27 protein-coding genes and 1 pseudogene are annotated in these 25,747 nt (G+C 57.4%); 5 read left to right on the top strand and 23 right to left on the bottom strand.

The window, feature by feature from the left end; translation table 11 throughout:
* Both LG376_RS08165 and rlmN read right to left on the bottom strand, forming a co-directional pair.
* Nucleotides 1-831 (bottom strand): ABC transporter ATP-binding protein, encoded by an 831-nt coding sequence (locus tag LG376_RS08165; protein WP_225746796.1) that lies wholly within the window; start codon nt 829-831, stop codon nt 1-3.
* Nucleotides 832-849: 18 nt separating this feature from the next.
* Complete coding sequence (gene rlmN / locus LG376_RS08160; protein WP_225746795.1) at nt 850-1,974, bottom strand: 23S rRNA (adenine(2503)-C(2))-methyltransferase RlmN; 1,125 nt, start codon at nt 1,972-1,974, stop codon at nt 850-852.
* Nucleotides 1,975-2,056: 82 nt separating this feature from the next.
* On the opposite strand from rlmN, the gene LG376_RS08155 reads away from it, so the two are divergent.
* On the top strand, nt 2,057-2,464 hold the full coding sequence (locus LG376_RS08155; RefSeq protein WP_225746794.1) for a lipopolysaccharide assembly LapA domain-containing protein: 408 nt from the start codon (nt 2,057-2,059) through the stop codon (nt 2,462-2,464).
* A gap of 83 nt (nt 2,465-2,547) precedes the next feature.
* Here the strand turns inward: LG376_RS08155 and LG376_RS08150 are convergent, their stop codons facing one another.
* The 5 genes from LG376_RS08150 to rpsB form a co-directional block, all read right to left on the bottom strand.
* Nucleotides 2,548-3,426, bottom strand: coding sequence for a phosphatidate cytidylyltransferase (locus LG376_RS08150; RefSeq protein ID WP_193393087.1), 879 nt, complete (start codon nt 3,424-3,426; stop codon nt 2,548-2,550).
* Nucleotides 3,427-3,576: 150 nt separating this feature from the next.
* Nucleotides 3,577-4,134 carry a ribosome recycling factor gene (gene frr, locus LG376_RS08145; RefSeq protein ID WP_005325221.1) on the bottom strand — a complete coding sequence of 186 codons (558 nt, stop codon included), beginning with the start codon at nt 4,132-4,134 and terminating at the stop codon, nt 3,577-3,579.
* Nucleotides 4,135-4,205: 71 nt separating this feature from the next.
* Entirely contained in the window at nt 4,206-4,892 is a 687-nt protein-coding gene (gene pyrH, locus LG376_RS08140) for a UMP kinase (RefSeq protein WP_023027755.1), read from the bottom strand.
* A 266-nt stretch (nt 4,893-5,158) separates the two neighbouring features.
* Nucleotides 5,159-5,971 (bottom strand): translation elongation factor Ts, encoded by an 813-nt coding sequence (gene tsf / locus LG376_RS08135; protein ID WP_225746793.1) that lies wholly within the window; start codon nt 5,969-5,971, stop codon nt 5,159-5,161.
* 298 nt (nt 5,972-6,269) lie between these two features.
* Complete coding sequence (gene rpsB, locus LG376_RS08130) at nt 6,270-7,103, bottom strand: 30S ribosomal protein S2 (RefSeq protein ID WP_049377474.1); 834 nt, start codon at nt 7,101-7,103, stop codon at nt 6,270-6,272.
* A 378-nt stretch (nt 7,104-7,481) separates the two neighbouring features.
* On the opposite strand from rpsB, the gene LG376_RS08125 reads away from it, so the two are divergent.
* Nucleotides 7,482-8,003 (top strand): M23 family metallopeptidase, encoded by a 522-nt coding sequence (locus tag LG376_RS08125; RefSeq protein ID WP_225746792.1) that lies wholly within the window; start codon nt 7,482-7,484, stop codon nt 8,001-8,003.
* On the opposite strand, the gene LG376_RS08120 is transcribed toward LG376_RS08125, so the two are convergent.
* From LG376_RS08120 to lepB (LG376_RS08085), 8 genes are all read right to left on the bottom strand, one after another.
* On the bottom strand, nt 8,000-8,917 hold the full coding sequence (locus LG376_RS08120) for a tyrosine recombinase XerC (protein WP_198491627.1): 918 nt from the start codon (nt 8,915-8,917) through the stop codon (nt 8,000-8,002). The two genes, LG376_RS08125 and LG376_RS08120, sit on opposite strands and share 4 nt — an antisense overlap.
* A 35-nt stretch (nt 8,918-8,952) precedes the next feature.
* A complete protein-coding gene (gene dprA, locus LG376_RS08115; protein ID WP_198491628.1) occupies nt 8,953-10,134 on the bottom strand; it encodes a DNA-processing protein DprA in 1,182 nt (393 codons plus the stop codon).
* Complete coding sequence (locus tag LG376_RS08110; protein WP_225746791.1) at nt 10,131-11,693, bottom strand: YifB family Mg chelatase-like AAA ATPase; 1,563 nt, start codon at nt 11,691-11,693, stop codon at nt 10,131-10,133. Before LG376_RS08110 ends, dprA begins: the two co-directional genes overlap by 4 nt.
* Nucleotides 11,680-12,078: a YraN family protein gene (locus LG376_RS08105; protein ID WP_225746790.1), complete on the bottom strand. Its 399-nt coding sequence runs from the start codon at nt 12,076-12,078 to the stop codon at nt 11,680-11,682. The genes LG376_RS08110 and LG376_RS08105 overlap by 14 nt, the downstream gene beginning before the upstream one ends.
* A gap of 170 nt (nt 12,079-12,248) precedes the next feature.
* Complete coding sequence (locus LG376_RS08100) at nt 12,249-12,554, bottom strand: DUF2469 domain-containing protein (RefSeq protein ID WP_005325239.1); 306 nt, start codon at nt 12,552-12,554, stop codon at nt 12,249-12,251.
* Nucleotides 12,555-12,616: 62 nt separating this feature from the next.
* Nucleotides 12,617-13,258 (bottom strand): ribonuclease HII, encoded by a 642-nt coding sequence (locus LG376_RS08095; protein WP_225746789.1) that lies wholly within the window; start codon nt 13,256-13,258, stop codon nt 12,617-12,619.
* Nucleotides 13,245-13,982 carry a signal peptidase I gene (gene lepB / locus LG376_RS08090; RefSeq protein ID WP_225746788.1) on the bottom strand — a complete coding sequence of 246 codons (738 nt, stop codon included), beginning with the start codon at nt 13,980-13,982 and terminating at the stop codon, nt 13,245-13,247. The genes LG376_RS08095 and lepB (LG376_RS08090) overlap by 14 nt, the downstream gene beginning before the upstream one ends.
* Entirely contained in the window at nt 13,960-14,763 is an 804-nt protein-coding gene (lepB, locus tag LG376_RS08085) for a signal peptidase I (RefSeq protein WP_049377482.1), read from the bottom strand. Before lepB (LG376_RS08085) ends, lepB (LG376_RS08090) begins: the two co-directional genes overlap by 23 nt.
* Before the next feature lie 270 nt (nt 14,764-15,033).
* Between lepB (LG376_RS08085) and LG376_RS08080 the strand changes: the two are divergent.
* Nucleotides 15,034-16,209: pseudogene (locus LG376_RS08080) on the top strand (IS1249 family transposase).
* A gap of 89 nt (nt 16,210-16,298) precedes the next feature.
* Here the strand turns inward: LG376_RS08080 and LG376_RS08075 are convergent.
* From LG376_RS08075 to rimM, 7 genes are all read right to left on the bottom strand, one after another.
* Nucleotides 16,299-17,936: an IS30 family transposase gene (locus tag LG376_RS08075; RefSeq protein WP_225746787.1), complete on the bottom strand. Its 1,638-nt coding sequence runs from the start codon at nt 17,934-17,936 to the stop codon at nt 16,299-16,301.
* Nucleotides 17,937-18,061: 125 nt separating this feature from the next.
* Entirely contained in the window at nt 18,062-18,406 is a 345-nt protein-coding gene (gene rplS, locus LG376_RS08070; protein ID WP_005325245.1) for a 50S ribosomal protein L19, read from the bottom strand.
* A 173-nt stretch (nt 18,407-18,579) separates the two neighbouring features.
* A complete protein-coding gene (locus tag LG376_RS08065) occupies nt 18,580-20,916 on the bottom strand; it encodes a Tex family protein (RefSeq protein ID WP_198491632.1) in 2,337 nt (778 codons plus the stop codon).
* A 146-nt stretch (nt 20,917-21,062) separates the two neighbouring features.
* Nucleotides 21,063-21,566: a hypothetical protein gene (locus LG376_RS08060; protein ID WP_225746786.1), complete on the bottom strand. Its 504-nt coding sequence runs from the start codon at nt 21,564-21,566 to the stop codon at nt 21,063-21,065.
* Nucleotides 21,567-21,821: 255 nt separating this feature from the next.
* A complete protein-coding gene (locus tag LG376_RS08055; protein ID WP_225746785.1) occupies nt 21,822-22,196 on the bottom strand; it encodes a hypothetical protein in 375 nt (124 codons plus the stop codon).
* The gene (gene trmD, locus LG376_RS08050; protein ID WP_225746784.1) at nt 22,196-23,068 is read right to left on the bottom strand and encodes a tRNA (guanosine(37)-N1)-methyltransferase TrmD; all 873 of its coding nucleotides are present in this window, start codon (nt 23,066-23,068) and stop codon (nt 22,196-22,198) included. Before trmD ends, LG376_RS08055 begins: the two co-directional genes overlap by 1 nt.
* Nucleotides 23,065-23,559 carry a ribosome maturation factor RimM gene (rimM, locus tag LG376_RS08045; RefSeq protein WP_225746783.1) on the bottom strand — a complete coding sequence of 165 codons (495 nt, stop codon included), beginning with the start codon at nt 23,557-23,559 and terminating at the stop codon, nt 23,065-23,067. Before rimM ends, trmD begins: the two co-directional genes overlap by 4 nt.
* Before the next feature lie 106 nt (nt 23,560-23,665).
* Between rimM and LG376_RS08040 the strand changes: the two genes are divergently transcribed.
* Nucleotides 23,666-24,070: a cupin domain-containing protein gene (locus LG376_RS08040; RefSeq protein ID WP_225746782.1), complete on the top strand. Its 405-nt coding sequence runs from the start codon at nt 23,666-23,668 to the stop codon at nt 24,068-24,070.
* 29 nt (nt 24,071-24,099) lie between these two features.
* Nucleotides 24,100-24,795, top strand: a complete 696-nt coding sequence (locus LG376_RS08035; RefSeq protein ID WP_225746781.1) for a TetR/AcrR family transcriptional regulator — start codon at nt 24,100-24,102, stop codon at nt 24,793-24,795.
* Nucleotides 24,796-25,012: 217 nt separating this feature from the next.
* Here the strand turns inward: LG376_RS08035 and rpsP are convergent, their stop codons facing one another.
* Entirely contained in the window at nt 25,013-25,528 is a 516-nt protein-coding gene (rpsP, locus tag LG376_RS08030) for a 30S ribosomal protein S16 (RefSeq protein WP_198491639.1), read from the bottom strand.
* Between the last annotated feature and the right edge of the window lie 219 nt (nt 25,529-25,747).

The following is a 25,747-nucleotide window of genomic DNA, read 5'->3' as shown; positions in this document are numbered from 1 at the left end:
CTACGCCTCCCCTTCCCCACGCTGCGGATCGCCGCCTTCACGACGCAGCCAGTCGAAAGAGCGCGCATCAAAGTCACTGCCACCGGCAAAGTGGATGAAAGCATCCGTCAGGCTGCCGCCTTGGCGCACCTCCTCGACGTGGCCAGCAGATAACACCTGTCCTCCCGCGATAATGGCTACATGATCACACAATCCTTCTACCAATTGCATAACGTGTGAAGACAGGATTACGGTGCCACCGCGGGCGACATAGGCGCGCAAGAGCTCCTGAATGAGCTGGCCCGAGACTGGGTCCACCGCTTCCAAAGGCTCGTCGAGGATCACGACTTCCGGATTATGCAAAAGCGCACCTGCCAAAAGAATCTTCTTAGTCATGCCGGCGGAATAGTCCGCGATGGGTTTATCGGCGGCGTCGGCAAGCTGCAAGGCATCTAGCAGCTGTGCGCTGCGGCGCTCCACCTCGGTTTGGTTCATGCTGCGCAAAGCGCCTAGATAAAACAGGTACTCTGGGCCGGACAAGCGGTCAAAGACGGGAGCGCCATCAATGAGCAGGCCCATCGCTGCCTTGGCCGCAATCGGTTCCTGCCACGTATTGTGCCCAGCGATGAACGCCTCACCGCTATCTGGGCGCAGCAGACCACATGCCATGGTCAACATGGTGGTTTTGCCGGCGCCATTAGGGCCAACGATGCCATAAATAGAGCCCCGCGGGATGTCGAGGCTCAAATTCGACACCGCGGGGCGTCCAGCGAAAGATTTATTCAGACCGCGCACGGCCAAGGCCTGCGAGGTGGGGTCATCTGCAAGCGGCGGATAATTCGGAGTAATCATATCCGCCAATCTTATCAGTTAGGCGGACTTATCTTCCCGTTCATCCGCTGCGAGCTGACCACAAGCTGCCGCAATCTCATCACCCTTGGTATCGCGCACCGTGCAAGGAACGCCTTGGGCCTGTACGCGGCGCACGAACTCGTCTTGGCGGTCCTGCGGGGCCGCATCCCACTCCGAGCCCGGCGTGGGATTGAGCGGAATGACATTGACGTGAACCTTGGAGCCCAGCTTCTGATGCAGCTTGCGGCCCAGCATATCCGCGCGGAAATCTTGATCATTCTTATCGCGAATCAGGGCATACTCAATAGACACGCGGCGGGCAGACTTATCCGCGTAATAACGCGCAGCATCGAGCACCTCATCGACGGACCAACGGTTATTGACCGGCACGAGGCCATCGCGCAGCTCATCATCCGGAGTGTGCAAGGAAACGGCGAGCGTGCAGGCCAAATCCTCGTCCGCCAGCTTACGGATTGCCGGAGCCAAGCCCACGGTAGACACAGTCACGTTGCGCTGGGAAAGACCAAAGCCGACACCATCCTGGCCGGTAATCTGCCGCACGGCCTGCACCACGCGCTTGTAGTTGGCCAATGGCTCTCCCATGCCCATGAAGACCACGTTGGACAGGCGGCCACCTTCTGCCGCCATTGCGGCTGCAGCATGGCGGAACTGCTCAACGATCTCGCCCGTAGACAAGTTACGGTCCAGACCGCCCTGGCCGGTAGCGCAGAACGGGCAGGCCATACCGCAGCCGGCCTGGGAAGAAATACACAACGTAGCGCGTCCAGGGTAGCGCATCAGAACCGACTCCAGCAGCGTGCCATCATGCAAACGCCACAGGGACTTAGTGGTCTCGCCGTCATCCGTGGAGGTGGTCCGGATAGGCTTCATGAGCTCAGGGAAGAAGGCTTCCTTAACTGCTTCGCGCTTGCCGGCGGGGATATCGGTCATATCCTCCACATTGTCGGTATAGTGCTCGTAATAGTGCTTAGCCAGCTGCTTTGCACGGAATTTAGGTAGGCCAATTTCGGCGAGCTTATCAATGCGCTCGTTTTCGGTCAGGTCGGCGAAGTGCTTAGGGGGAAGTCCGCGGCGCGGGGCGGAGAAATTAAGTTTCACTGGTTGAGCCATAGTGTTGCCCATCTTTCCACGGTCTGCGTGGGTTTTTCCAATTGAAAGCCGTGCCAAGTGGCATAATCGACAGGTTTAAAGAAATAATGGATACATGACAAATCCGAATTACCCCGCAGATGACTTTTCTTCTTCCGACGCAGACCTCTCCTCGACGGAGATGAACGCTTCTGCACCGGAGACCGGTTCTAGCCTAGAGCCGACGGTCTCTGACTCTACTTCTCACTCCACCCAGCCTTCCGGCAAGGCGAAGGGATCTTTCGCAGCCAGCACATGGATCGCGCTCATCGTAGGTTTCCTGCTACTGATTGTTCTCATTGTTTTCATCATGCAAAACCAGCACGCGGTTCCCATGAATTTCCTAGGCTGGTCCGGTGAGTTCCCTGCTGGAATCGCTTTCCTCATCTTCGCCATTGGCGGAGCACTCATCATGGCGCTAGTGGGTGGCTGGCGCATGTTTGAGTTGCGCCGCCAACTGCGCAAGCAGGCTCAGCAGGTATAGGTCTTAAAAAGCCGCCTCTCCCCCTGTCCTGCCTTCTTAGGACGGACTATTGGGGAGAGGCGGCTTTTGCGTACCCGCTGCTTCTATGGCGTGAACGTTGCCAGGAAGCTAATGGCCACCCAGGTGACCATGGCGGAAGGCAGCATGCCATCTAGGCGGTCCATCAGGCCCCCATGGCCTGGCAGCAGGGCCGACATGTCTTTGATTCCCAGCTCACGCTTAAACTGTGATTCCACTAAGTCGCCCAAGGTGGCGCAAATGACAAGGCCAAGCCCCATCAGGCCGCCCACCCAGGCATCGTGATGGAGCAGGAACTTAACGGTAAGCGCGCCGGTGACCACGCCAAAGAGGATGGACCCGGCAAAGCCCTCCCACGATTTCTTTGGGCTTACTGCAGGGGCCATGGGATGCGAGCCAAACATCACGCCAGCGATATAGCCACCAGTATCGGAGGCCACCACGCACAACATGAAGACCACGATGGAGGCGGCGCCACTGGCAAATGGGGTCGACACCAGGGACAGCATTGCTGCGAAGGTGGCAAAAAGCGGAATCCATGTCAGCACAAAAATGCCGACGGACATATCCCGCAGGTAGTTAATTGGTGGGCGATGGCGACCATTATGGAAGAGGCGACCAAACATAAGCGCCAGCACAGCGGTGACATAGACCGCAACAAGGCCGGGCGCGCCCAGTGGCCACGAGACCCACACCATAGCTTGGCCCAAAATAATGAGCAACGTGCGCGGGATATAGTAGGAATGCTCCCGCAGGCGGCTGAGCACCTCCCACATAGCAACGCCAACTGCAAGGGCCACAAACGCGTACCACGCGAGTGGGCCGGCCCATACGGCGAGCACGACGAGTGCGCCGAGACCTACGCCGACGCCGATAGCGGCCGGCAAATCGCGGCCTGCGCCATTCTTCGGCTGAGGCAATCGGCGGTTAATGGCGTCACTCACGATGACCGGCTCCTTTCGCTGCTTCTTTCGCGCTCCCTCGCTAACTTTCCACTGCTCGACCTCCCCTACTCCAAACTTCAGAGCTGTAGGCTGCGGAACAGAAAAAGCGCCGCCGGCCGGGGACGGGCACGGCGGCAATGACGGGAGGTCTTAGACCTCCATGAGCTCGTTTTCCTTATTTTCTACCAGCTTGTCCACCTGCTCGATGTAGCCGGAAGTAATCTTTTCCATTTCCTTTTCCGCTGCGATGACCTCGTCCTCGCCGGCGTCGCCGTCCTTCTGCAGCTTCTTCAACTGCTCCATGGCCTTGCGGCGAATATTACGGATAGCAATCTTGCCGTCCTCGCCCTTGCTCTTGGCCAGCTTCACCATTTCCTTACGACGCTCCTCCGTCAGCTGTGGAACGGTCACGCGCAGAACCTGACCATCGTTGGTGGGATTCACGCCCAAATCCGAGTTGCGGATGGAGTTTTCAATCTCATGAATCATGGACTGCTCATAAGGCTTGATGAGCAGCATGCGCGGTTCCGGTACGGAAATGGTAGCCATCTGGGTAATCGGGGTAGGTACACCGTAGTATTCGGCTACCAAGCCGTTGAACATAGTGGGATTCGCGCGGCCGGTACGAATGGTCACTAGCTGCTCGCGGGTGTGCTCGACGGAAGCGGTCATGTGCTCTTCTGCTTCGAGCTGAATCTCATCGATCATGAGGTTAAATCATCCTTAAACGAATAGGGGTGGCTGTATAAAAAGGTAGCAGGTTCGCAGCCCTTACAGTATTAGGACTGCACCAGCGTGCCGATAACTTCACCGCCGGCGGCGCGGGCGATATTACCTTCTTCCAGCAGGTTAAAGACCAAAATTGGCATATCATTGTCCATGCACAGGCTAAAGGCCGTGGCATCCGCAACCTTAAGGCCCTTTTCAATAACCTCACGCGGAGTGATTTCAGAGTACAGTTCCGCATCCGGGTTGGTGCGTGGGTCATCGGAGTAGACACCGTCGACTGCCTTGGCCAAGAAAAGAACCTCGGCACCAATTTCCAGGGCGCGCTGCGCGGCAGTGGTATCCGTGGAGAAGTACGGCATGCCCATGCCGGCGCCAAAGATAACCACACGGCCCTTTTCCAGGTGGCGGTCAGCGCGCAGCGGCAGGTACGGCTCGGCAATCTGCGCCATGTTGATGGAGGTCTGCACGCGGCAGTCCACGCCTTGCTGCTTGAGGAAGTCCTGCAGTGCGAGGGAATTCATTACCGTGCCCAGCATGCCCATGTAGTCCGAGCGAGCACGATCCATGCCGCGCTGGGAAAGCTCGGCGCCGCGGAAGAAGTTTCCGCCACCGATAACCACTGCAATCTCGATTCCCTGGCGGGAAACCTCGGCGATTTGGCGGGCTACGTTTTCAACCACATCTGGGTCGATGCCGACCTTGCCGCCGCCAAACATCTCACCGCCCAGCTTCAGCATTACTCGCTTGTATCCGGTTCGCTTAATTTCTGCAGCAGTCACGCCTACTTCGTCTCCTTAACGCGGGGCAGTTTCAATCTCCGCCCTATCTTACCCATATATCTTTCGCTTCCTCACACCGCCTGCCGGTGCAAGCCAGTAGGCAATTGCTACGTGCCGGTCCCTCTCCTGCGGATAGACAATCCGCACTAGTCGGCACGGTAAGCGCACAACAAAGCCCACGAAGGATAGTCCTTCGTGGGCTAGTCGTTAAAACGGGGGTGGGCTTAAGCGCCAACCTCGTAGCGAACGAAGCCGGTGATGGTGGTGCCAGCTTCTTCAGCAACCTGCTTTACGGTCTTCTTGTTATCAGACAGGGAAGCCTGCTCCAGCAGAACGATGGACTTGAAGAAGCCGTTCAGGCGGCCTTCCACGATCTTCGGCAGGGCTGCCTCTGGCTTGCCCTCCTCACGAGTGGTGGCCTCAGCGATCTCGCGCTCCTTTTCAACGATCTCTGCAGGAACGTCCTCGCGGGTGAGGTACTCAGCGTTCATGGCAGCAATCTGCAGGGCTGCAGCGTGAGCGCCTTCCTCGCTGCCCTCGTAGGAAACCAACACGCCCACTGCTGGCGGCAGGTCAGCGGAACGCTGGTGCAGGTAAACGGCAACGTTGTCGCTCTCTACGGTAACCGCACGGCGTGCCTGCAGCTTCTCACCGGTCTTTGCGGACTCCTCGTCCACGACCTCGGAGACCTTCTTGCCGTCGATCTCAATGTTGTTGAGCTCGTCAGCGGAGTTTGCCTTGGCCTCAGCAGCAGCGTCAGCAATCTTGGCTGCGAAGATCTTGAAAGCCTCGTTCTTAGCAACGAAGTCGGTCTCACAGTTGATCTCGACCATGGTGTTGCCAGAAACGGCGATGAGGCCCTCGGTAGCCTCACGGTCAGCGCGCTTGGAGACGTTCTTAGCGCCCTTGATGCGCAGGTACTCAACGGCCTTATCGTAGTCGCCGTTGGACTCTTCCAGAGCCTTCTTGCAATCGAGCATGCCGGAGCCGGTAGCTTCGCGCAGTGCCTTGACGTCTGCAGCAGTGTAGTTCGCCATAGTTGGGGCGATCCTCCTTGAAAATCAAACAGTGTTCGTTCAAACAGCGTAGTCGACGCGGTGAAATCGCGCCGCTTTAGGGTGGCAGAAACCACCCCTTCCCACCTATGTATGAAAGTGGAGCTGGTTTCAGCAGCACCCAGCATAGATAAAACCAACCCCCGCCGCCGTTACAGCACGGTGGCGGGGGTTGGTAAACAGCCTTGGGCAGGAATTACTCCCTTGCTGCCCCACACCAAAAGTGCGTGGGGTATTCAGTTAAACGCAGGTGAGGAAAATTCCTAGCGAGAAGCTAAGACTACTTCTCGGCCTTGTCTGCGGATGCTTCCTCAGACTTTTCCGCGGAAGCCGGGTCGGAAGCTGCGGCAGCCGCCTCAGCATCGCGCTTTTCCTTCTCAGCGGAATCGCCGGCAGCTTCCTTAGCTGCAGCCAGCTGGCGCTCCTCGCGCGCCTTCTTGCCTTCCTCTACAGCGGAAGCAACGATGCCGGAAAGCAGCTTGGTGGAGCGGATGGCGTCGTCGTTGCCTGGGATCGGGAAATCAACTTCATCCGGATCACAGTTGGTGTCCAAGATGGCGACTACCGGAATATTCAGCTTACGAGCTTCCTTAACCGCAATGTGCTCCTTGTTAGTATCAACAATCCACAGTGCGGATGGGGTCTTGGCCATATCGGAGATGCCACCCAGAACGCGCTCGAGCTTGGCGCGCTCACGGTTGAGCATGAGAACTTCCTTCTTGGTGCGGCCCTTGTAGCCGTCCTCACGCTCATCCATTGCCTGAAGCTCCTTCATGCGCTTCAGACGCTTGGAAACGGTCTGGAAGTTGGTGAGCATGCCGCCCAACCAGCGGTGGTTGACGTAAGGCATACCGACGCGGGTAGCTTCCTCAGCAACTGCTTCCTGAGCCTGCTTCTTGGTACCAACGAACAGGATGGTGCCGCCGTGTGCAACGGTTTCCTTGACGAACTCATAAGCCTCGTCAATGTAGGTCAGCGTCTGCTGCAGGTCGATGATGTAGATGCCGTTACGGTCGGTGAAGATGAAACGACGCATCTTCGGATTCCAGCGACGGGTCTGGTGACCAAAGTGCACACCAGCGTCGAGGAGCTCGCGCATGGTTACAACTGCCATGATTCGCTCGCTTTCTTTTATCTTGTCTTTCGGTTTTCCAGTTGTGCGGTGTTTTATTCCGCACCCTAGCAACGAAGGCCCCGCTGACACCTTGTTTCCAAGGACCACGTCAACCGTCAGGCTGTCTCTTCCTTCCAGCAGGAAGCGACAACTTCGCCGCGCGTAGTCAATGCCTCCACGAGGTGGACACACTGCTGCCCCAAAGAATAATCCCCTTACGCTGGTTTTTCCAAACCGAAGACAGCTTATCCACAACTTTGCCGCAGCCACATTGCATCAATCGTCACAACCGGCTCAATCACATCACGCAACCCAAGTTGTCCACAGCTAAAAGAGAACGGACTCCCGAAACGCTTCTTTCCGGCTGACACTGTGCCCATGAATCAGTTCCTTTCCCCCTCCGCATTTCCTGCTTGCCGACGCCCCACCTTCCTCCCCACCACTTTCCTCACCCTTCTTTCGCTTCTTATTCTGTGTTGCCCACCGGCCACGGCCTATGTCGACCCTGCTTCCGGAAAACCTAGCCCGGCGCGGGTGTTGCGTGGATTCGACGCCCCAGAACAAAAGTGGAGCCCTGGCCACCGCGGCGTCGACATGGCCCTATCAGTAGGCTCGCCGGTAGTAGCCGCCGAAGACGGCGAAGTCGCCTTTGTGGGCACGGTGGCCGGCAAACCAGTTGTCTCCATTGCCCACGCGGATGGAGTGAGAACGACGTATCAGCCCGTGCACGGCTCCGTAAAGCAGGGCCAAGAAGTCCGCGAGGGCCAAGTGATAGGCCGTTTAGGCAATCCCGTCGATGGCTATCCCGGACTACACTGGGGTGCACTAATCGCAAAAGATACCTACATCGATCCTTTATCTCTGCTGGATATGCCGGTAATTCGCCTCAAACCGCTTTAAGCTCGGGGATGGGCTTGGTCGTATACGCGCTGCAAGCGCTGCGCGGATACGTGGGTATAAATCTGCGTGGTATTAAGCGAGGAGTGCCCCAGCAGTTCTTGCACTACGCGCAAATCTGCCCCACCTTCCAAAAGGTGGGTTGCGGCAGAGTGGCGCACCCCGTGCGGGGTTAGTCCCTGTGTACCAGTGACTTTGGCGGCCTTTTCTACAATGCGGCGCACCTGGCGTTGATCGATGCGCCCTCCCCTGCTGCCAACAAAAACCGCTTCAGTTTCAGCCGTGGCGATTTCTCCACGGCCTTTGTCAATCCACTGCTTTAAAGCGTCTTCCGCTGCGTGCCCGAAAGGCACTACGCGCTGCTTATTGCCCTTACCGGTGACGTGCAAGGTACCGCGTTGAAAATCAATATCGCCTAGGTCTAGCCGGACCAACTCCGCCACGCGCATACCGGAGGCATAGAGCAACTCTAGGATGGCGCTATCGCGAAGGAAGTGGACTTCATCTGCAGAGACCGCATTGCCCATAAGCTCGCCGGCTTGCTCCGGAGCGAGAACCGTTGGAAGGTGACGCCCCACTTTGGGCGTAACTAAGCGGGCAGCAACGTCTCGCTTAAGGTGCCCTTCGCGCACTGCCCAAGTAGAAAATCCCTTCGCTGCCGCGGTGCGCCGTGCCAGGGTGGAACGCGATTTTCCTTCCGCAACAGCCTCGGCCAACCATTGGCGCAGGCTGTTGAGGTCAAACTCCGCGAAGGTAGGCACGCTGCGTGCAAGGTCGCGCAAGTCGGAGCGATACCCGCGCACCGTCGCTTCTGCACGGCCCTTGACATGTAGTTGGAAATCCGCGAAGTCCTCAATGGCCTCAGCCATCTGCCCCTCAACTTTTAGAGCCTTCGCGGACTTTCCATCTTCACTCATGCCACAGCAGTGTACTCGCCAAACGCAGGTGCCATTTATTCCGTTTCCCGGCGTGCCCAGGTATTGCCATGCCGGACGACAACGCACATCTTTTCCAGTGCCAGCAGTAAGTGAACTGTCAGCGGTAAACGGAATCCCGCTTCTCGGGCAATGTCTTCTGCCGTTGCTTTTTCCTGTCCTAGCGGTGGCGTGGCGTCAAAGACGCGCAACTCATTGCGGGAGAGGCGTTGGGTCATGGTTGCCGCAAAATTGATTTCGTACTGTGCACCTGGGTCTACTTCCCCGGCGCGACTTACTAGAGCGCGAATTTCATCAGCACTGGTAACCAGCTGTGCGCGGCCTTCTTGAATGCGCTGGTGGCAGCCCAACGAGCCGCTAGTAGTTATCGGCCCCGGCACCGCCATCGCAACTCGCCCAAGCGCTTCTGCCCAGTTGAGGGTATTCAACGCGCCAGATCGAAATGCCGCCTCCATCACGACGGTGCCGTGGCTCAATGCTGCCACTAAGCGATTACGCGTTAAGAACCGGTGGCGCTTCGGCGCGGTTTCCGGCGCGAATTCAGAGATGATGCAACCATTGTCCGCAATCTTGGCGAATAAGTTGGCATTGCGGGCTGGGTAATCCCTATCGATGCCGCACGCTGCTATGGCTACCGTGCGCCCGTTGTTGTGCAACGCTGTTTCGTGCGCGACGGTATCCACTCCCAGCGCGCCGCCTGATATTGGAGTCCATTCATGCTGAACCAATCCGGACACGACGTTTTGGGTGGCCTGCCAGCCATAGCGAGAAATGGCACGAGTACCGACGATGGCCACAGCTTGAGCAACCTCTGCCTGCAATGGCGCACCGCGCACCCACAGGCTATGCGGCGGCAATGCTTGGTCATCAAAAGTAGCTGGGGCCTCCCCGCTGTGCTGATAGAAACCGAATGCAGTGTCAAACTCCTCTGTGGGCCACTCTGGGCTTTCTGCCGTAATGAGCCGGGCCCCAACTTTTTCGGCTGCCGCCATATCTTCGGCTTGCCGCAACCAGTCATAGCGGGAGGCCGTGCGCGCCAAAAGCGGGCCTATCCAGTCGGCGCGATTGTAGATTCCGTGGGCGATTTCCTCAGCTGGGTATTGCGTGAGCAGGGCCTGCAATGCAGCAGAGGGGCCTTCCACCACCCGATTGAGATATACCCAGGTCGCATACGGAGTAGAAAGGTCAAGTTCGCTCATGCTGCGAGCCTCCCGACGTTAATTGAGCCGCGTAGATCGAGCGCGCGCCCCACTTCATCCAGGTCCGGCTGCGCCTTTCCTGCTAGATCGGCCAGAGTCCAGGAGAGCTTCAATACGCGGTCCACTCCGCGCTGGGATATATCGCCTTCAGCCAAGTAGGCAGACAACATGACCATCGCAGCCTCCGCAGCGGGCCTCTTTCGGCGCAAATAGGACGAAGGAACTTCCCCATTGGTGCGCGCGGTGATGCCATCCGCCCACCAGCGCGCGGCGGCACGCTCACGGGCTGCGGCGACGCGCTCGGCGATGACTGCGGATTCCTCTTCACCGTCGGCGTTAATTGTTGCCGCCTGCCCGCTTAAGGTGGCCACCATATCCAGACGGTCTCGCAACGGTCCGGAGAGGTTGGAGAGGTAGTTCATCCGTTCATGGGGATTGCACCTGCACTTGGATGGATCTTCGGCCGCACACCTGCACGGATTTGCCGCCATGACCAATTGGAAGCGGGCAGGATAGGTGACCTCGCGGCGCGAGCGCGCCAACCGCACGTGTCCTTCCTCCAGCGGTGCACGCAGACCATCGAGTACCGGCGCGGCTACCTCACTGGCCTCGTCGAGAAAGAGCACACCATTGTGAGCCAAACTCACCGCACCAGGGCGCGGATGTCCGGAACCGCCGCCAAGTAATGCCGCCCGAGTAACTGAGGCATGTGGGGCGATGAACGGGGCGCGCTCGATGATCTCACCTGGGGTTCCGGTAAGCGAATGAATTGCGGTGGTTTCGACCTGCTGATCTGGGGTAAGGGCAGGCAGGATGGTGGGCAGGCGCGAGGCGATCATGGACTTTCCTGACCCAGGCGGCCCAATCATCATCAGGTGATGGCCACCGGCTGCAGCAACCTCGGCAGCCCATTTGGCATTAGCTTGGCCAGCGATATCGCTAAAGTCGAGTCGCGACCCCGCCGCAGGCGCGGGGCTGAGCGACCCTGTAAAGCTCGCCGCCTGCGGCAGCCCACGATTACCGCAGGCCCATCCGAAAGCCTCCTTCAAAGACGAAGCAACCAGTACGTCCATGTCCGGCACCAATGTGGCCTCGGCGGCATTGCCAGGTGGCACAACGAGAGTTGTAATTCCTTGTTCCCGTGCGGCCAGAAGAGCGGGGATAATGCCTGCTACAGGCCGGACGGAGCCGTCGAGACCGAGCTCGCCTAAGACCAAGGTGCGCTGGAGACGTTGGACGGGCGAGGGAGTACTGCCATAAGACGGGAAGTCGGCCTCCGCCTGTGCCGCGAGGATCGCAAGCGCTATGGGTAGGTCAAAGTGGGACCCGGATTTGGGAAGCGACGCCGGGGACATGGAGACCACCACTTTGGTCTTGGGCCAGGGCAGATGGGAATTAAAGGCTGCGGTCCTGATCCTATCCCGAGATTCGGAGATTGCGGTATCCGTCTGGCCTACAACGTGTACCCCTGGCAGCCCGTGGCCAACGTTTGCTTCTACCTCAACTAACTGAGCTAGGACTCCGTTTAAGGACATGGTCAAACAATTACCTAGAGCCATCTTCAACCCCCTTGAAGTGTTCCAGCGCAAACCCCTGTCCGCGCGCGACCAAGGCAATGACGTCGAATCGCACCTCAGACAATGGCTTTCCATCGAGCCACTGCGCCGCGGCTTTACGCAGTCGCCCGAGCTTCTGCGGGGTTACGGCCTCAGCTACCCCGTAGCGGGAATTGGCGCGGGTCTTAACCTCAACAAAGACGATGGTTCCGTTAGGTTCCCGGGCGATGAGGTCGATCTCTCCCACCCGATAAGAGACGTTGGCAGCGATGATTTCTGCCCCACGTTCGCGCAGATAGCGCGCTGCAAAGGCCTCTCCCCTTTTACCTAAGACTTGTTTATGACGAGGCTTCTTCGTGACCAAGCGGTGTTCTGAACTAAAGTGCATTGCGGTTTCCTTGTGCGTCGAGAAATTCATTGGCCAGCACAGAACACCGCAGTTGGCAAGGCTTATACAAGGGACGCAATAGCAAAAAGACCCTAGCTGTGGATAACTACGCTCTGCAGCGCTTTTATCCACAGCTAGGGTACGGCGCTGTGTGCACCGGCTTGACAAAGTTATTCCGGCATCATGAATTCCGGCTTATCCAGCTCCTCGATATTGACATCCTTGTATGTAATAACGCGGACGTAGCGCACAAAGCGCGCGGAGCGGTACATATCCCATACCCAAGCATCAGACATGCGTACCTCGTAGTAGACATCAGGCCCAGAGGTATGCGGAATAAGCTCTACCGCATTAGCCAGATAAAAGCGCCGCTCAGTTTCAACGACATAGGAAAACTGGCTGACAACGTCCCGGTACTCGCGGTAGAGAGACAGCTCTACCTCAGCCTCGTAGTTATCGAGTTCCTCTGCACTCACGGTGGACCTCCAGGTTGTGGGTTAGCTCGCTTTAGCTTAGCGCGAGAAGCGCTAGTTTCTAGCTAGGCACGCGCGGCAAAATCCGCATGAGCGCGGCGGACATTCTCATAGCTCATCCGGTGCTCCGGGCACGCTCCAAGCGCCGCGATTGCGGCCTCATGCGCCTTGGTTCCGTACCCCTTATGGCTGGCTAACCCGTAGCCGGGGTACCGCGCATCCAGCTCGTACATCAGGTGGTCGCGGCTGACTTTGGCCAACACACTCGCCGCGGCGATACACCGCGCGGCCGCATCGCCGCCGATAATGGGCAGGTGGGGTTGGGTGAGGCCGGGGATAAAGAGGGCGTCGGTAAGCACATAGCCCGGACGTACCTCCAGGCGCGCAACTGCCCTGCGCATGCCGGAAATATTGGCGTGCTGGAGGCCGCGCTTATCGATGTCCCCCGCACCAATATGCACCACAGACCAGCCCACAGCCTTGTCTTTAATGAGTGGAAAAAGCTTCTCGCGTTGTTTGGGGGTGAGCTTCTTGGAGTCAGTAAGTTCCGACAACTCCTTGATCGGCCGATCGGGCATCACACAAGCTGCGATGGTGATTGGTCCACAGCAGGCACCGCGCCCAGCCTCGTCTACGCCGGCTACCGGGCCTAAACCGGCCTTGTTCAATGCGACCTCGTAGGTGCGTCGCTGTTTAAGCCGCCGCATGCGAGATTTCCGGGTGTTCCACCCCGCCCCAACGCGAAAGCGGCAAAATGATGGCCTCGACGCGCCCGCGGACATTGTCGACCGGCACGGTGCCCTGCAGGTGGTCACCCAAGTGCGCACGGGAATCGAGGGAGTTGGTGCGATTATCACCCATCACCCAAAGGTTTCCTTCGGGGACGGTGACCGGGCCAAAATACTCTCCGCCACACTCTCGCGAACCCACGCTGGGGTCTACGGGAATCTCCGGCGGATCGAGGACGAAGGATTGGTCAATGGGCTTTCCGTTCACCATGACCGCAGGATCGCCGGCCTGACAGCTCACCGTCTGCCCCTCGGTAGCAATGACGCGCTTTACCAGGATATTTTCCCCATTGGGAAGCAGCCCTACGGCCGCTAGAGCATTTTGGGCTCCGCGCACGAAAATATTGTGCGAACGATTGACCTCAAACTCGTTATTCCACGACTCGGGCCCTTCAAAAACCACCACCTCCCCGGGCTTTGGGTCCGTGAAGTAATAGCTGACCTTTTGCACGGCGATACGATCGTTCTTGCAGCCCGGACACCCGTGCAGGGTCGGTTCCATCGACGCAGAAGGAATGGCATACATCCGCCCCACCAGCGCCTGCAGGAGCACCAGCAGGACAAAGCCTGCCACCACGGGGATGAGAAAATCCCGGGTGCGCAGGCGTTGGGAGGAAGGCTTATTCCTGAATGTCCGGGTCATCGACCCCACCAATGCGGGTAAACGGCCAGAATACGAATTTCACCTTGCCGCGGACGTTTTCTACTGGAACCGTGCCGTGGAACTTATCGGTCATGTGGTAGCGCGAATCGGCCGAAGCAGTACGGTTATCGCCCATCACCCAGATGTTGTCCTCTGGGACCTCGACGGGACCAAAGTACGGACCACCACAGGCCTCCGAGCCGGTCGACTCATCTACCGGATACGTTGGTGGATCTTGCACGTAATCCTGCTCGATGGGTTTGCCATCTACCATGACAGCAGGATCGCCCTCCTGGCAGGACACCGTCTGTCCGCCAGTAGCAACCACACGCTTGACCAGAGTATTTTCGTCTGGCGGTGCCAAGGATACGAAGCTCAACGCATCCTGTACACCGTGAATTACCGGATTGGACGAGCGCGGCGAGACGTAGCTGGAATTCCAGTCCTCGGTACCTTTAAACACGACGACATCGCCTGGTTCTGGCTCGCCGTCACCGTAGTAAGAGATCTTTTCCGTAAAGATACGGTCATTTGTGCAGCCCTCGCAACCGTGCAGAGTCGGCTCCATCGAGCCCGATGGGATCACATACTGCCGGCCGATAAAGTTCTGGAATAGTCCGACGATCACGAGAACCGTAGCCACGACCAGAAGGGTTTCCAGCAGCCACGGCATTTCTTTCTTCTTAGTCGCCTCTTTGCCTTGCTGGGTGGCCTCGCCCTGTACGGGGTGGGCCCCCTCGCCTTCCGGCGACTGTTCCTGCGAGATGCTGTCTTTATTCACGCGCTAGATCCTAGCAACCCCATGTCCGATTTCCGGCCTTATCCCCCTCGCGGCAGGAGGATTCACAGACAACTTTCCGTTTAGATCAGGGCTTCCAACTGTGAATTGAGGGTTAAGGGTCAGAAAGTGTGTCTGGGATCGGGGATTTTTAGGTTCTGACCTGTAGGTTAGCGTGAAATATATGCTTTGGGAGCATATATCTGGCCTCAACACGGTAAATCCCCGGTGTGGCTGCCAGTCTGTGGTAGTAGGCGGTGGTGTGGTGGCTCAATGCCAAAGAACCGACCACGCTGCTACTGCGGCGGTGATACCAAACGCAACGGAACAACCAGCAAAGGCACTACCCGATGGCGATGTAAGGCCTGCGGAGCCTCAGTCAATAAAAGTCGGCCAGATGTCACTAAAGCTTGCACATTCACCCAGTTCATTGAACACTGCACCACCACAACCTCACTGGAAGCAGTGGCCGACCGAATTGGTGTCAGCGCCTCCACAATGAAACGCCGGTTTAGCTGGTGCTGGCTGGTTGACGTTCCTGATCCCACCGGGCATACCGGGCGAATCTACGACCAAGTCTTCATCGACGGCACCTACACCGCCAGTGGATGTCTAATCGTGGCCGCCACCCTAGACCACGTCATCGCCTGGCACTGGTGCAAACGCGAAACCACCCGCGCTTATAAACAGCTACTAGAGCGCATCCCAGCACCTTTAATCGCCGTCATCGACGGGGGCCAAGGAGCTGCCAGTGCCATCAAACAGTGTTGGCCGACCACGCTCGTCCAACGCTGCCTGGTGCATGCTCAACGCGTGGTACGGCGCTACACCACCTCACGCCCACGCACTGATGCCGGGTGAACCATCTACCAGCTAGCACTCAAACTCACACGCATTAACACTATCGACCAAGCCAGCCAATGGGGTGCACAACTGCATGAATTCGCCTCGGTCTACCGCACCTGGTTGGACGAAAAGACTCTTGTCAAAGACCCTCAGACCGGTCGCTGGACTCACACCTGGACTCATGCCAGCGTGCGCAAGGCCTACAACAGTTTGAACCACCTCTGGCGCAATGACCTGCTGTTTGTCTACCTCAACCCACCCGATGGAGTCCTTGACACGCACCGGATCAAGGCCACCACCAACAGCCTTGAAGGCGGAATCAACTCCCAGCTGAAACTACTAGCTCGCACTCACCGCGGACGACGCGGAGAACACCAACGGCGAATGCTGGAGTGGTGGCTGTATCTAAAAACAGAACTGCCCGACGATCCCGTAGAAATCGCCAGACAGTCCAACTGGGGCCAGGACCAACTCGCCAAAGTACAACCCCTGACCCACAACGAGAACCAAGCCGACCACGAAACAGGACGACCAGCCCTCTACGACAACGCTATCGACACCAACTACACCCATTCAATCGGCATCCAAAAAGGCCAAATCTAGCCCAAGCGACACGCCGAGCCAGACACACATTTTGACCCTTAACCCTGAATTGAGCAGGCGGATTCTAGGGGTCGTTGCAACGATGATGGTTAGTTTGGTTTGATGCTACCGGTTTGTGTGAGGGCGTTGGTCATGACTTCGGCTGGGGTGCGCCAGTTGAGTGCTTTGCGTGGTTTGTGGTTGTGAATGTTGGCGATCATTTCTAGGTCCTCGGCGCTGTAGATGGACAGGTCGCTGTTTTTAGGAAGGTTTCTTCTGAGCCTGCCGTTGGTGTTTTCGTTGCTGCCGCGTTCCCATGGTGATCCTGGATGGCAGAAGTAGATGGGAATGTCAGTGGCCATAGTAAAGGCTTTATGGCCAGCCATTTCGCTTCCTTGGTCCCAGGTAATTGATGACCAGATAGCTTTATCGATTCCTGCAACTGCCTTGTGCAGGGCTGTGAATACTTCTTTGCTGGTATGCCTTCCCGGTAGGTGGCCAAGGACAACAAATCGGCTAACGCGTTCTACTAGCGTGATTACCGCTGATTGGTTGTTTTTACCGAGGATGAGGTCGCCTTCCCAGTGGCCTGGCAAAATACGTTCACTTACCTCATCTGGCCGGTCGTCTATGAGGATCATGTCGTCGACGAAGCGTTGCTGGGCAGGTGTGCTGGAGCGGGTTTGACGTTTCTTGCGTTTCTTTCTACCTGTCGGCAAGTCCAAGCCAAGGTCTTTGAGTCTTCCTTTGGCCTGCAGGTAAAAGGCGTCATAAATCGTTTCGTGACTAATGCGCATGTCCTTATCAGTGGGGTAGTCGATGGGCAGGCGATTAGAAATCTCCTCAGGTGACCATTGTGCCCGCAATTGTGCGCATACATAGTCCCATAGTCTTTTGTTGGCTAGTAGTTTCGGTATTTTCGGCCGCAATCTCCGCGCAAAGGCCTTTAACTGGGCTGTTTCCGCACGATACGGGCCTTCAGCACTGTGGTTTCTGCGTACTTCACGCTGAATTGACGATGCACTTCGCCCTAAACGGCGCCCAATCTCACGCAGTGGCACATCTTCGCGGAGAAGATCGGCGATAATGACGCGTTCTTCGAAGCAAATGTAGCGATTGCTGATGCGTTTATACGGATCTACCCCGCTAGGTAAGGCGGGAGGGGCAAGCCTTCCGGATTCGATGACATCATGGCGTTGGCGCAGCGCTTTCATAAGTCTGTTATACGTGCTGGCGTCTTCGCCGACGGGTATGAACTCTTCTCGTCGACCCTGGGATTTGGTGAGTCCTTTTTCGAAATCTAAACGCAGTCGACGATCAATTCCTACTGCCGCGCCAGCATCACCACCAGGCAGGCTCGCCAGCCGAAGGCGCAGATATTCCACTCTTAACTGCGTCTGGCGGACTTTCCGAGCATACTGACTCAACCGGATATGGCACCCAGCTTCCGTAGCTACGGCATAAGCCGCAGAAAGATGCATCCCACATCTTTTAGCAGCTTGGCGTACCGACAGTCCGCTTCGGACTAGCTCTACAAGCTGGAAAGCCTGGCTACCGCGGCGATCAACTCGTTTGGCTTTAAACACGACTGGCAATCCAAAGGCATGACAAAAATTCAAAGCATGCCCGTAATGACAACCAAGCTCACCAGCCGCCGAACGGACACTACGCCCACTGCCAACCAAGGCAACTAAGCCACGACGATCCGATTCAGACAACGAATGAAACGGGCCAATAATCTCAGACACAACAACACCCTCCTAAGGGAAAGTGTTGCAACGACCCTCTGAACTCAAGGCAAAATTGGGCATTGAAAAATCCCCTTCCACCCACAGCAGGGTGCAAGGGGAAACTGGCGCGCGGCGCGCTAGTACTAGCGACGCTCCTTGATGCGAGCCTTCTTGCCGCGCAGATCGCGCAGGTAGTAGAGCTTCGCACGGCGGACGCGGCCACGGCGGGAGACCTTGATGGACTCCAGGTTCGGGGAGTGAACCGGGAAGGTACGCTCAACGCCGATACCGAAGGAGACCTTACGGACGGTGAAGGTCTCACGGATGCCGGAGCCCTGACGACGGATGCAGATGCCCTTGAAGAGCTGTGCACGCTCGTTGTTGCCCTCGATAACCTTTACGTTAACGTCGAGGGTATCGCCTGGGCGGAAGGACGGGATATCGTCGCGCAGCTGTGCTGCATCGACCTTGTCAATAATGTTGGACATGCCAATATTCCTTTTCAGTTTGGGACAGAGGACCCTAGCGGCGTACTGCCTAACCGGTTCGTGCCCGTTACATAGAACGGTGCTCTATTTTTCCACATACGCCAGCCGGAACCAAATTCTCATATCGCACGCTGCCTTGCCCGACCACGATTTTTCACCGCGGTGGGAGGCAGCTAGAAGCCTGCCTTCTTCAGAGCATCGGCCATAGCTCCGCCACCGCCGGCGCTGCCTGCACCACCCGTGCGGCCGCGCGAGCCGCCCCGGGATCCACGCCCAGATTTGTGGCCAGAGCGCTTTCCGCCTCCCCCGCCACCGGACTTGGCGGAACCGCGTGGAGAATCACCGCGGCGTTTAGGGGCCGGCTGCCCCGGTTCATCATCCAAACGGAGGGAGAGACCGATGCGCTGGCGCTCCACATCAACCTCCATGACCTTCACCTTGACCACCTGGCCAGAGCGCACGACCTCGTGCGGATCGGAGACAAATTTGTGGCTCATGGCAGAAACGTGGACGAGGCCATCCTGGTGGACTCCGACGTCCACGAAGGCGCCAAATGCCGCCACGTTTGTCACCGTGCCCTCAAGAATCATGCCCGGGGTGAGATCGGAGACTTTATGTACGCCTTCTTTAAAGGTGGCGGTCTTGAACTCAGGGCGCGGGTCGCGTCCGGGTTTATCCAGCTCGGCGATGATATCGGTCACCGTAGGAATGCCGAAAGTCTCGTCTGCAAAGTCTGCTGGCGCCAGCGTGCTGAGTACGCGGGTATTGCCAATAAGTTCAGAAATACCCAGACCCGTCTTCTCCGCGATGCGGGAGACGACAGGATAGGCCTCCGGGTGTACGGCAGAGGAATCCAGCGGATCGGTACCGCCGCTGATGCGGAGAAAGCCCGCAGACTGCTCGAAGGCCTTAGGCCCCAGACGCGGTACCTTCTTCAGTTCCTTGCGGGAAGCAAAAGAACCGTGTTCATTGCGGTAGGCCACAATATTGGCGGCGATGGTGGAATTGACACCCGCCACGCGCTCAAGCAGCGGGACGGAAGCGGTATTGAGATCTACGCCCACACCGTTTACCGCACTTTCCACGACGCCATCAAGGGTGCGAGCGAGCGCGGTCTGGTTAACGTCGTGCTGGTACTGCCCCACACCAATAGCCTTAGGATCGATCTTGACCAACTCAGCCAAAGGATCCTGCAAGCGGCGAGCGATGGAAACCGCACCGCGCAGCGAGACATCCATGTCGGGGAATTCCTCCGCTGCAAGCGGCGAAGCTGAGTAGACCGAGGCGCCGGACTCCGAAACCACCACAGGAGTGGGTCGCTGACCCCCAGCTTGCTTGATAAGGTCCGCAATTTCCTGGGCAAGCTTCTCGGTCTCACGGGAGGCGGTGCCGTTGCCGATGGCCATAAGGTCTACAGAATGCTTGGCGCACAGGGTCGACAGCGTCTGAACTGCTTGACTCCACTGGTTCTGCGGCTGATGCGGGTAGACAATGGCGGTATCGAGCACCTTGCCGGTTTTGTCCACTACCGCACACTTCACACCATTGCGATAACCCGGATCCAAGCCGATGGTGGCACGCTGGCCAGCAGGTGCCGCGAGCAGCACGTCGCGCAAATTGGTGGCAAAGATCTTCAGCGCGCCTTCCTCCGCAATCTCTTTCAGCCGCATGCGAACGTCCAGGCTGGAGGAAATATAGAGCTTGGTGCGCCAGCCCCAATGCACGGCGTCGGCAAGCCATTTGGAGGAGCGATCCAGCTCGAAGCGGGAGGCGATTACATCCTCGTAATCGGCGTCATCGCCGGCATCTAGTTGCAGCTGCAGCACTCCCTCATTCTCGCCACGCAGCAGCGCCAAAATGCGGTGCGAAGGCAGCTTGTGGAAGGGCTCGTTGAAATCGAAGTAATCCTTAAACTTCGCGCCTTCGGCTTCCTTGCCCTCAATAACGTGCGCGCCCATGGAGCCTTCAGTGAACATACGCTCGCGTACTTCACCCACCAGATCCGCGTCGAGCGCGAAGCGGTCCACCAAGATGGCCCGGGCGCCGTCGAGAGCCTTCTTGGTATCCTCAAAGCCCTCGGTGGTAAAGGCCTGTGCCAACTCTTCTGGAGCGGCGTTGGGATCCGCAATGAGCTTATCGGTCAGCTCCTCAAGGCCGGCTTCGCGGGCAATATCGGCCTTGGTTTTGCGGCGCTTCTTATACGGCAGATACAAATCTTCTAGGCGTGCTTTGGTCTCGCAGGCAAGGATTTGCTCCTTGAGGGCGTCGCCAAGCTTGCCCTGCTCTTCAATCGCCGCAAGGATGGTCTCCTTGCGCTCCTGTAGTTCCTTTAGATAGTTCGCGCGCTCTTCAATGGTGCGCAGCTGGGAGTCATCCAGCCCACCGGTGGCCTCCTTGCGGTAGCGGGCGATAAAGGGCACTGTATTGCCCTCCGCAAGCAGCTGCAACGCGGTAGAAACCTGCGATTCCTTGACGTTGAGCTCGGCGGCGATAGTGGCCGCAATATTCACGTGGTCTCCTCACTCTTTCTCGAGGTTTGGGATTAGACCCACCCAATTTACCGCACGGCCCCTCCACCGCCTTCGCTTGCCGACGCCCCCAAGACGCACAAAACCTCCTTTCCCCAGGAAGGAAAGGAGGTTGCTATGGTGCGTTCTTAGTAGATAACCACGCGGGCGTTATCGCCGCCGGAACAGGAAACGCGCGAAGAGCTGCCGGAGCAGTACATGGTGTAGGTACCACCGGTGGCCGGCGAGTAGACGCTCAAGGTAGTGCCGGTTCCGCCGCCAGCGACCCAGTTATTCATAAACGCGGTATAGACGTTGCTGGCAAAGCCGCTGGAGGTCTTGCTGGTAGCTGCATAGTAGCTAGTGAAGTCACTCCAAGAGTGCCCATTGCTGCTGCCAGAAGACGCTGCCTGTGCCGGCGCTGGTGCTGGGGCGTCCTTGGTCTTGGTCACCGTGACCGGGCTGGAATCTTCATCCTCATCCTCAGCATCGTCCTTGGACGAGGAACCGGAGTGCTTGCTAGATCCGGAGCCGGAGCCGCTATTGGCATCAGCCTGCTGGAATTGACTATCGGCGGCCGCGCTACTCGATGCATCATCCTTGGTATTGGTCACGAACATGATGACCATGGCTGCCACCGCGATGACCGCCACAATGGCTGCGATAATCGCGGCGATCGTGGCGCCACCTACGCCACCGCTTTGCTGCGGCTGGGAATATTACTGCTGATTGTACTGGGGCGGCTGTTGGTTATATCCACCGTAATTATTGCCGTTGGGAGCCGTCATATTGAAGGGATCACCTTGGGAATAGGAATCTGGAGGGGATGTCCCCTTTACTATAGCCCTATAAGGCATATGCGCTGCAGTGTAGGCATGAAAAGAGCTAAATAGTTTTCCAGATTCCGCTTATAACCCAGAATCCGTCCGCCACACCGCCGGGGCACCAAGCCCCAACTCTGTAAAACCGATTTCCGCACTGCCCACCCACGAGGCTGCCGGCGGCAAGCAGTCTGCTACTAAGGAAGCCACTGTGGCCAGCGGCTGCGTGGTCTCTGCGTTTACGATGAGCCGCCACACCGGAATTCCTTGTGGCCACTGGCCGAATCTGAAGCGATATTCCTGCGCTAGCGGGCTGCTTTCAGTGCACTCCTCCGCTACTTGGAGAGCGAAAATGCTTAGCGGCTCAAAGCCTCGTGCCTGCAGCGTCTCCGGCAATGCTTCGAGGCTATTCTCCCACTCCTGGGTTACTAGGAGTACGGAGAGATCAGCGCTTACCTCCATTAGCCTTCACCCTGTGTGTTGGCTTCTTGTTCCAACTGCGCGATGAAGGCCTTGTCGTCCTTATCGAGCTCAGCCGCCTCCAAAAGTTCGGGACGGCGTTGCCACGTGCGCAGCAAAGCCTGTTCCCTCCGCCATGTGTCTACCAAACCGTGGTTTCCCGAGGTGAGCACGTCCGGCACGGCTAGGCCACGCCACTCTCGCGGCTTGGTATAGCTCGGGCCTTCCAAGAGACCATCAGAAAAAGAATCTTCCTCATGAGAGCGCTTATTTCCCAGCACACCGGGGATGAGTCGCACTACTGCCTCAGCAATCACCAACGTTGCCACTTCCCCACCGATCAACACATAATCGCCGATGGAAACCTCGCGCACGCGGTAGCGCCGAGCGGCGTCATCCACCACGCGCTGATCGATGCCCTCATAACGCCCGCAGGCAAAAACAATGTGCTCCTCATTGGACCACGCCCGCGCATCTGCTTGGCTAAACGGTTTTCCCGTTGGCGTCGGCACGATAAGCAGTGGGAGGTCGCTATCCTCATCGGCCGTGGCATCAACCGCATAGGCTTGTGCTTCTACCCCTTCTAATTCGTCGTGGCGCGGACGGTTTAGGTGTGGCAGCGCAGACTCTAAATTAGGCGCACTTTCCCGCGCGGCGACGCTATCGAGCGCCGGCCCCCAAACTTCTGGCTTCATAACCATGCCGGGGCCACCGCCGAACGGCGAGTCATCGACAGACTTATGCGCATCCGTAGCCCACTGCCGCAGGTCGTGCACACCTACTTCAAGGCGACCTTGTTCAATGGCCTTTCCCAAAAGCGCATGCCGCAACGGGTCTAGGTACTCCGGAAAGATGGTGATGACGTCAAGCCTCATAGGTCAAGCAGTCCTTCCGGCGGATCGATGGTGCACGTTCCAGCTTCCAGGTTCACCTCAGGAACAATGGCATGCACGAAGGGAATGAGCGCCTCCTTGCTGTTGTCGAGTTCTACCTCCAACAAATCCTGGCTTCCGCCGTGGATGACTGATGTGACCTTACCGACTTCCTTGCCAGCTAAAAGAACGCGCAGCCCTTCCAGCTCATGGTCATAAAAGCCATCATCACTGTCGAGCGGAGCGGCAAAGAACTTAGTACCACGTAGGCTATCCGCCACTGTTCGGTCTTTGATCTCTTCAAAGGTAATGAGCAGCCTTCCCTTATGGCTCCGGACCGCCTTGATAGTTAGTGTGTGCTCCTTCTTGCCCTGCGTGCCATGAAGAACTTCCCCTACCGCAAAGCGCACCTCCGATTCATCCGTAGTGGCTTCTACTACGACTTCACCTTTCACGCCGTGCGATTTAATCACGCGACCAATCATCAATTCCATAGCGGAAAGTCTACAACACAGACCTCTTTGCCCTTGTCAGTCATGAATTTTGGCGCTTTGGAAAACAAACCCAGAATTTGAGTGTCATTGTCGTTAAAGTGGGCTCATGAGCGATCTACCAACCAACTCCCCGGACACGTTTGGCGCAGCTTCTCATTCAGGCGAGGAAGCCGTAATGTCCGCGCTAAACCTGCTGGACATCGCGCCTGATACCGATCCGCACCGCCCGCGCCCGGGCGTACAGCGCGTCTTGAGCGCCGATGGTGCCAACCTCATTCTCTTTAGCTTTGCACCTGGACAGTCCCTGCCCGACCATAAGGCCGCACATCCCATCACCGTGCAGGCGCTGCGCGGTGAGCTTGACTTCAGCTACGGCAGTGAAACCATCACGCTCACCCCCGGCTCGATCGTGCACCTTCCCGCATATGAAGTACATAAGGTCGAGGCTACAAGCGAGAGCGGCGACCCTTCTACCCCCGCAGTTTTGCTACTCACCATGCTAACCAAATAATTTATACACGCATACGTTTTGGTGATAATATGAATTTTAAAGAAACGCACAATAAGCCCTACCATCATGGAAACCTCCACGATGAGCTGCTCCGTATCGCTGTTCAACTAGGTAAAAGAAGCGGCCCCGACGCAATTACCGTCCGTGCGGTAACCCGCGAAGCAGGAGTGTCCCCTACCTCCGCATACCGCCACTTCAAGGACCAAGAAGAACTGCACGATAAGGTCGCTGAACTTGCTACCGATGAGTTGGTCCGGCGTTTACACGAGACTACCGAGACTGCAGAGGGCCTAGATTTTCCAGAGCACCTGATGCAGATTGGTTACGCTTACCTCGAGTTCGCCTTGGATGAGACCAATTTCTTCCGCTGCATGCTGGAGTGGAAGGCGCTGCGTTTCATGCTTGGCGTAGACCCCAATACGGAAGATGATCCGAAGATGGATCACCTACAGCAGATTCGCGATTTCTTCGCCCTATTGTCCCGCCACGCGGAAGCGCTGGATAATACCACTGACGCTACGTATTTCATGCAGAATGCTCTGCTGGCCTGGTCAACTATTCATGGATTTACTGTACTTGCCATCAACGGCCCTATGTCACAGCTTCCACGCGAGCAGATCCTTGAGCTTTTCACACCGGTTGTTGCAGGCGCCCTGCGCGGCATGGACTTTAAGGACCCCTCTAACGTTTACAGCCGCTACTCCAACTACAAGCCACAGAACTAAAGGCGAACTTGCATATCCACGACATGGATGCCGCAAGTTTCCTAGCACGTAACTGCCAGCAGCGACCGCGCACGCAGCCCCGTCAAGGACTAGCGTGCGCGGTCGCTATCGTGTGCCGGCGTTCTTCCCCAAACTATAAAGGCCCCGCTACTACGATCAGTGATCGTAGCGGCGGGGCCCGAAGCTAAAGCGCTATGCGCTTAACAAGGGAGGCAGATTACTCTGCGGACTCCTCGGAAGCTTCCTCAGCCTTCTCCTCGGCCTCAGCGTCAGCTTCGCCGGCGGCAGCAGCGGCAGCCTCTGCAGCAGCAGCCTCCTCAGCAGCCTTTTTCTCAGCCTCTTCCTTGGCCTTCTTCTTCTTTTCAGTGATGGCCTCGATAGTCGGGCCGTTGTTGGCCTCAGCCAGTGCCTCGTTGAAGATCTCCAGCTTGGACTTCTTCTCCTCAGCAACCTTCAGGGTGCCCTCTGCGCCCGGCAGGCCCTTGTGCTTCTGCCAGTCACCGGTTACCTTCAGCAGAGCGAGAACCGGCTCGGTTGGCTGTGCACCAACGGACAGCCAGTGCTGTGCACGCTCGGAATCAATCTGGATGAGGGAGGGCTCTTCCTTCGGGTGGTAGATACCGATGTTCTCGATGACCTTGCCGTTACGACGGGTGCGGGCATCAGCAATAACAACGCGGTACTCAGCAGCACGGATCTTGCCCACGCGCTGCAGCTTAATCTTGACAGCCATGATGGCTCCTTTTCTAGTCACTGGGCAGTTCGGACGCGCACTGCATAGTGCGCCGGTTCAACCCTTGGATTTTATCTGCGCGTGACATACCGGCCGACCGTAGACGGGAACGGTGCTACGCAGAATATTACGTTATGTAGTTTATCTAGCTCAGTACAACCGAGAAGATAACTTGAAGTATTTTAGCGCGAGTAGCTGCATTTTCAAAAATTACTACGC

The sequence above is a fragment of the Corynebacterium sp. Marseille-P4611 genome (assembly GCF_916618765.1).
GTDB classification, from domain to species: domain Bacteria; phylum Actinomycetota; class Actinomycetes; order Mycobacteriales; family Mycobacteriaceae; genus Corynebacterium; species Corynebacterium marquesiae.
The sequence above is the reverse complement of the archived record's forward strand: the minus strand, read 5'-3'. Positions and strand labels throughout refer to the sequence as shown.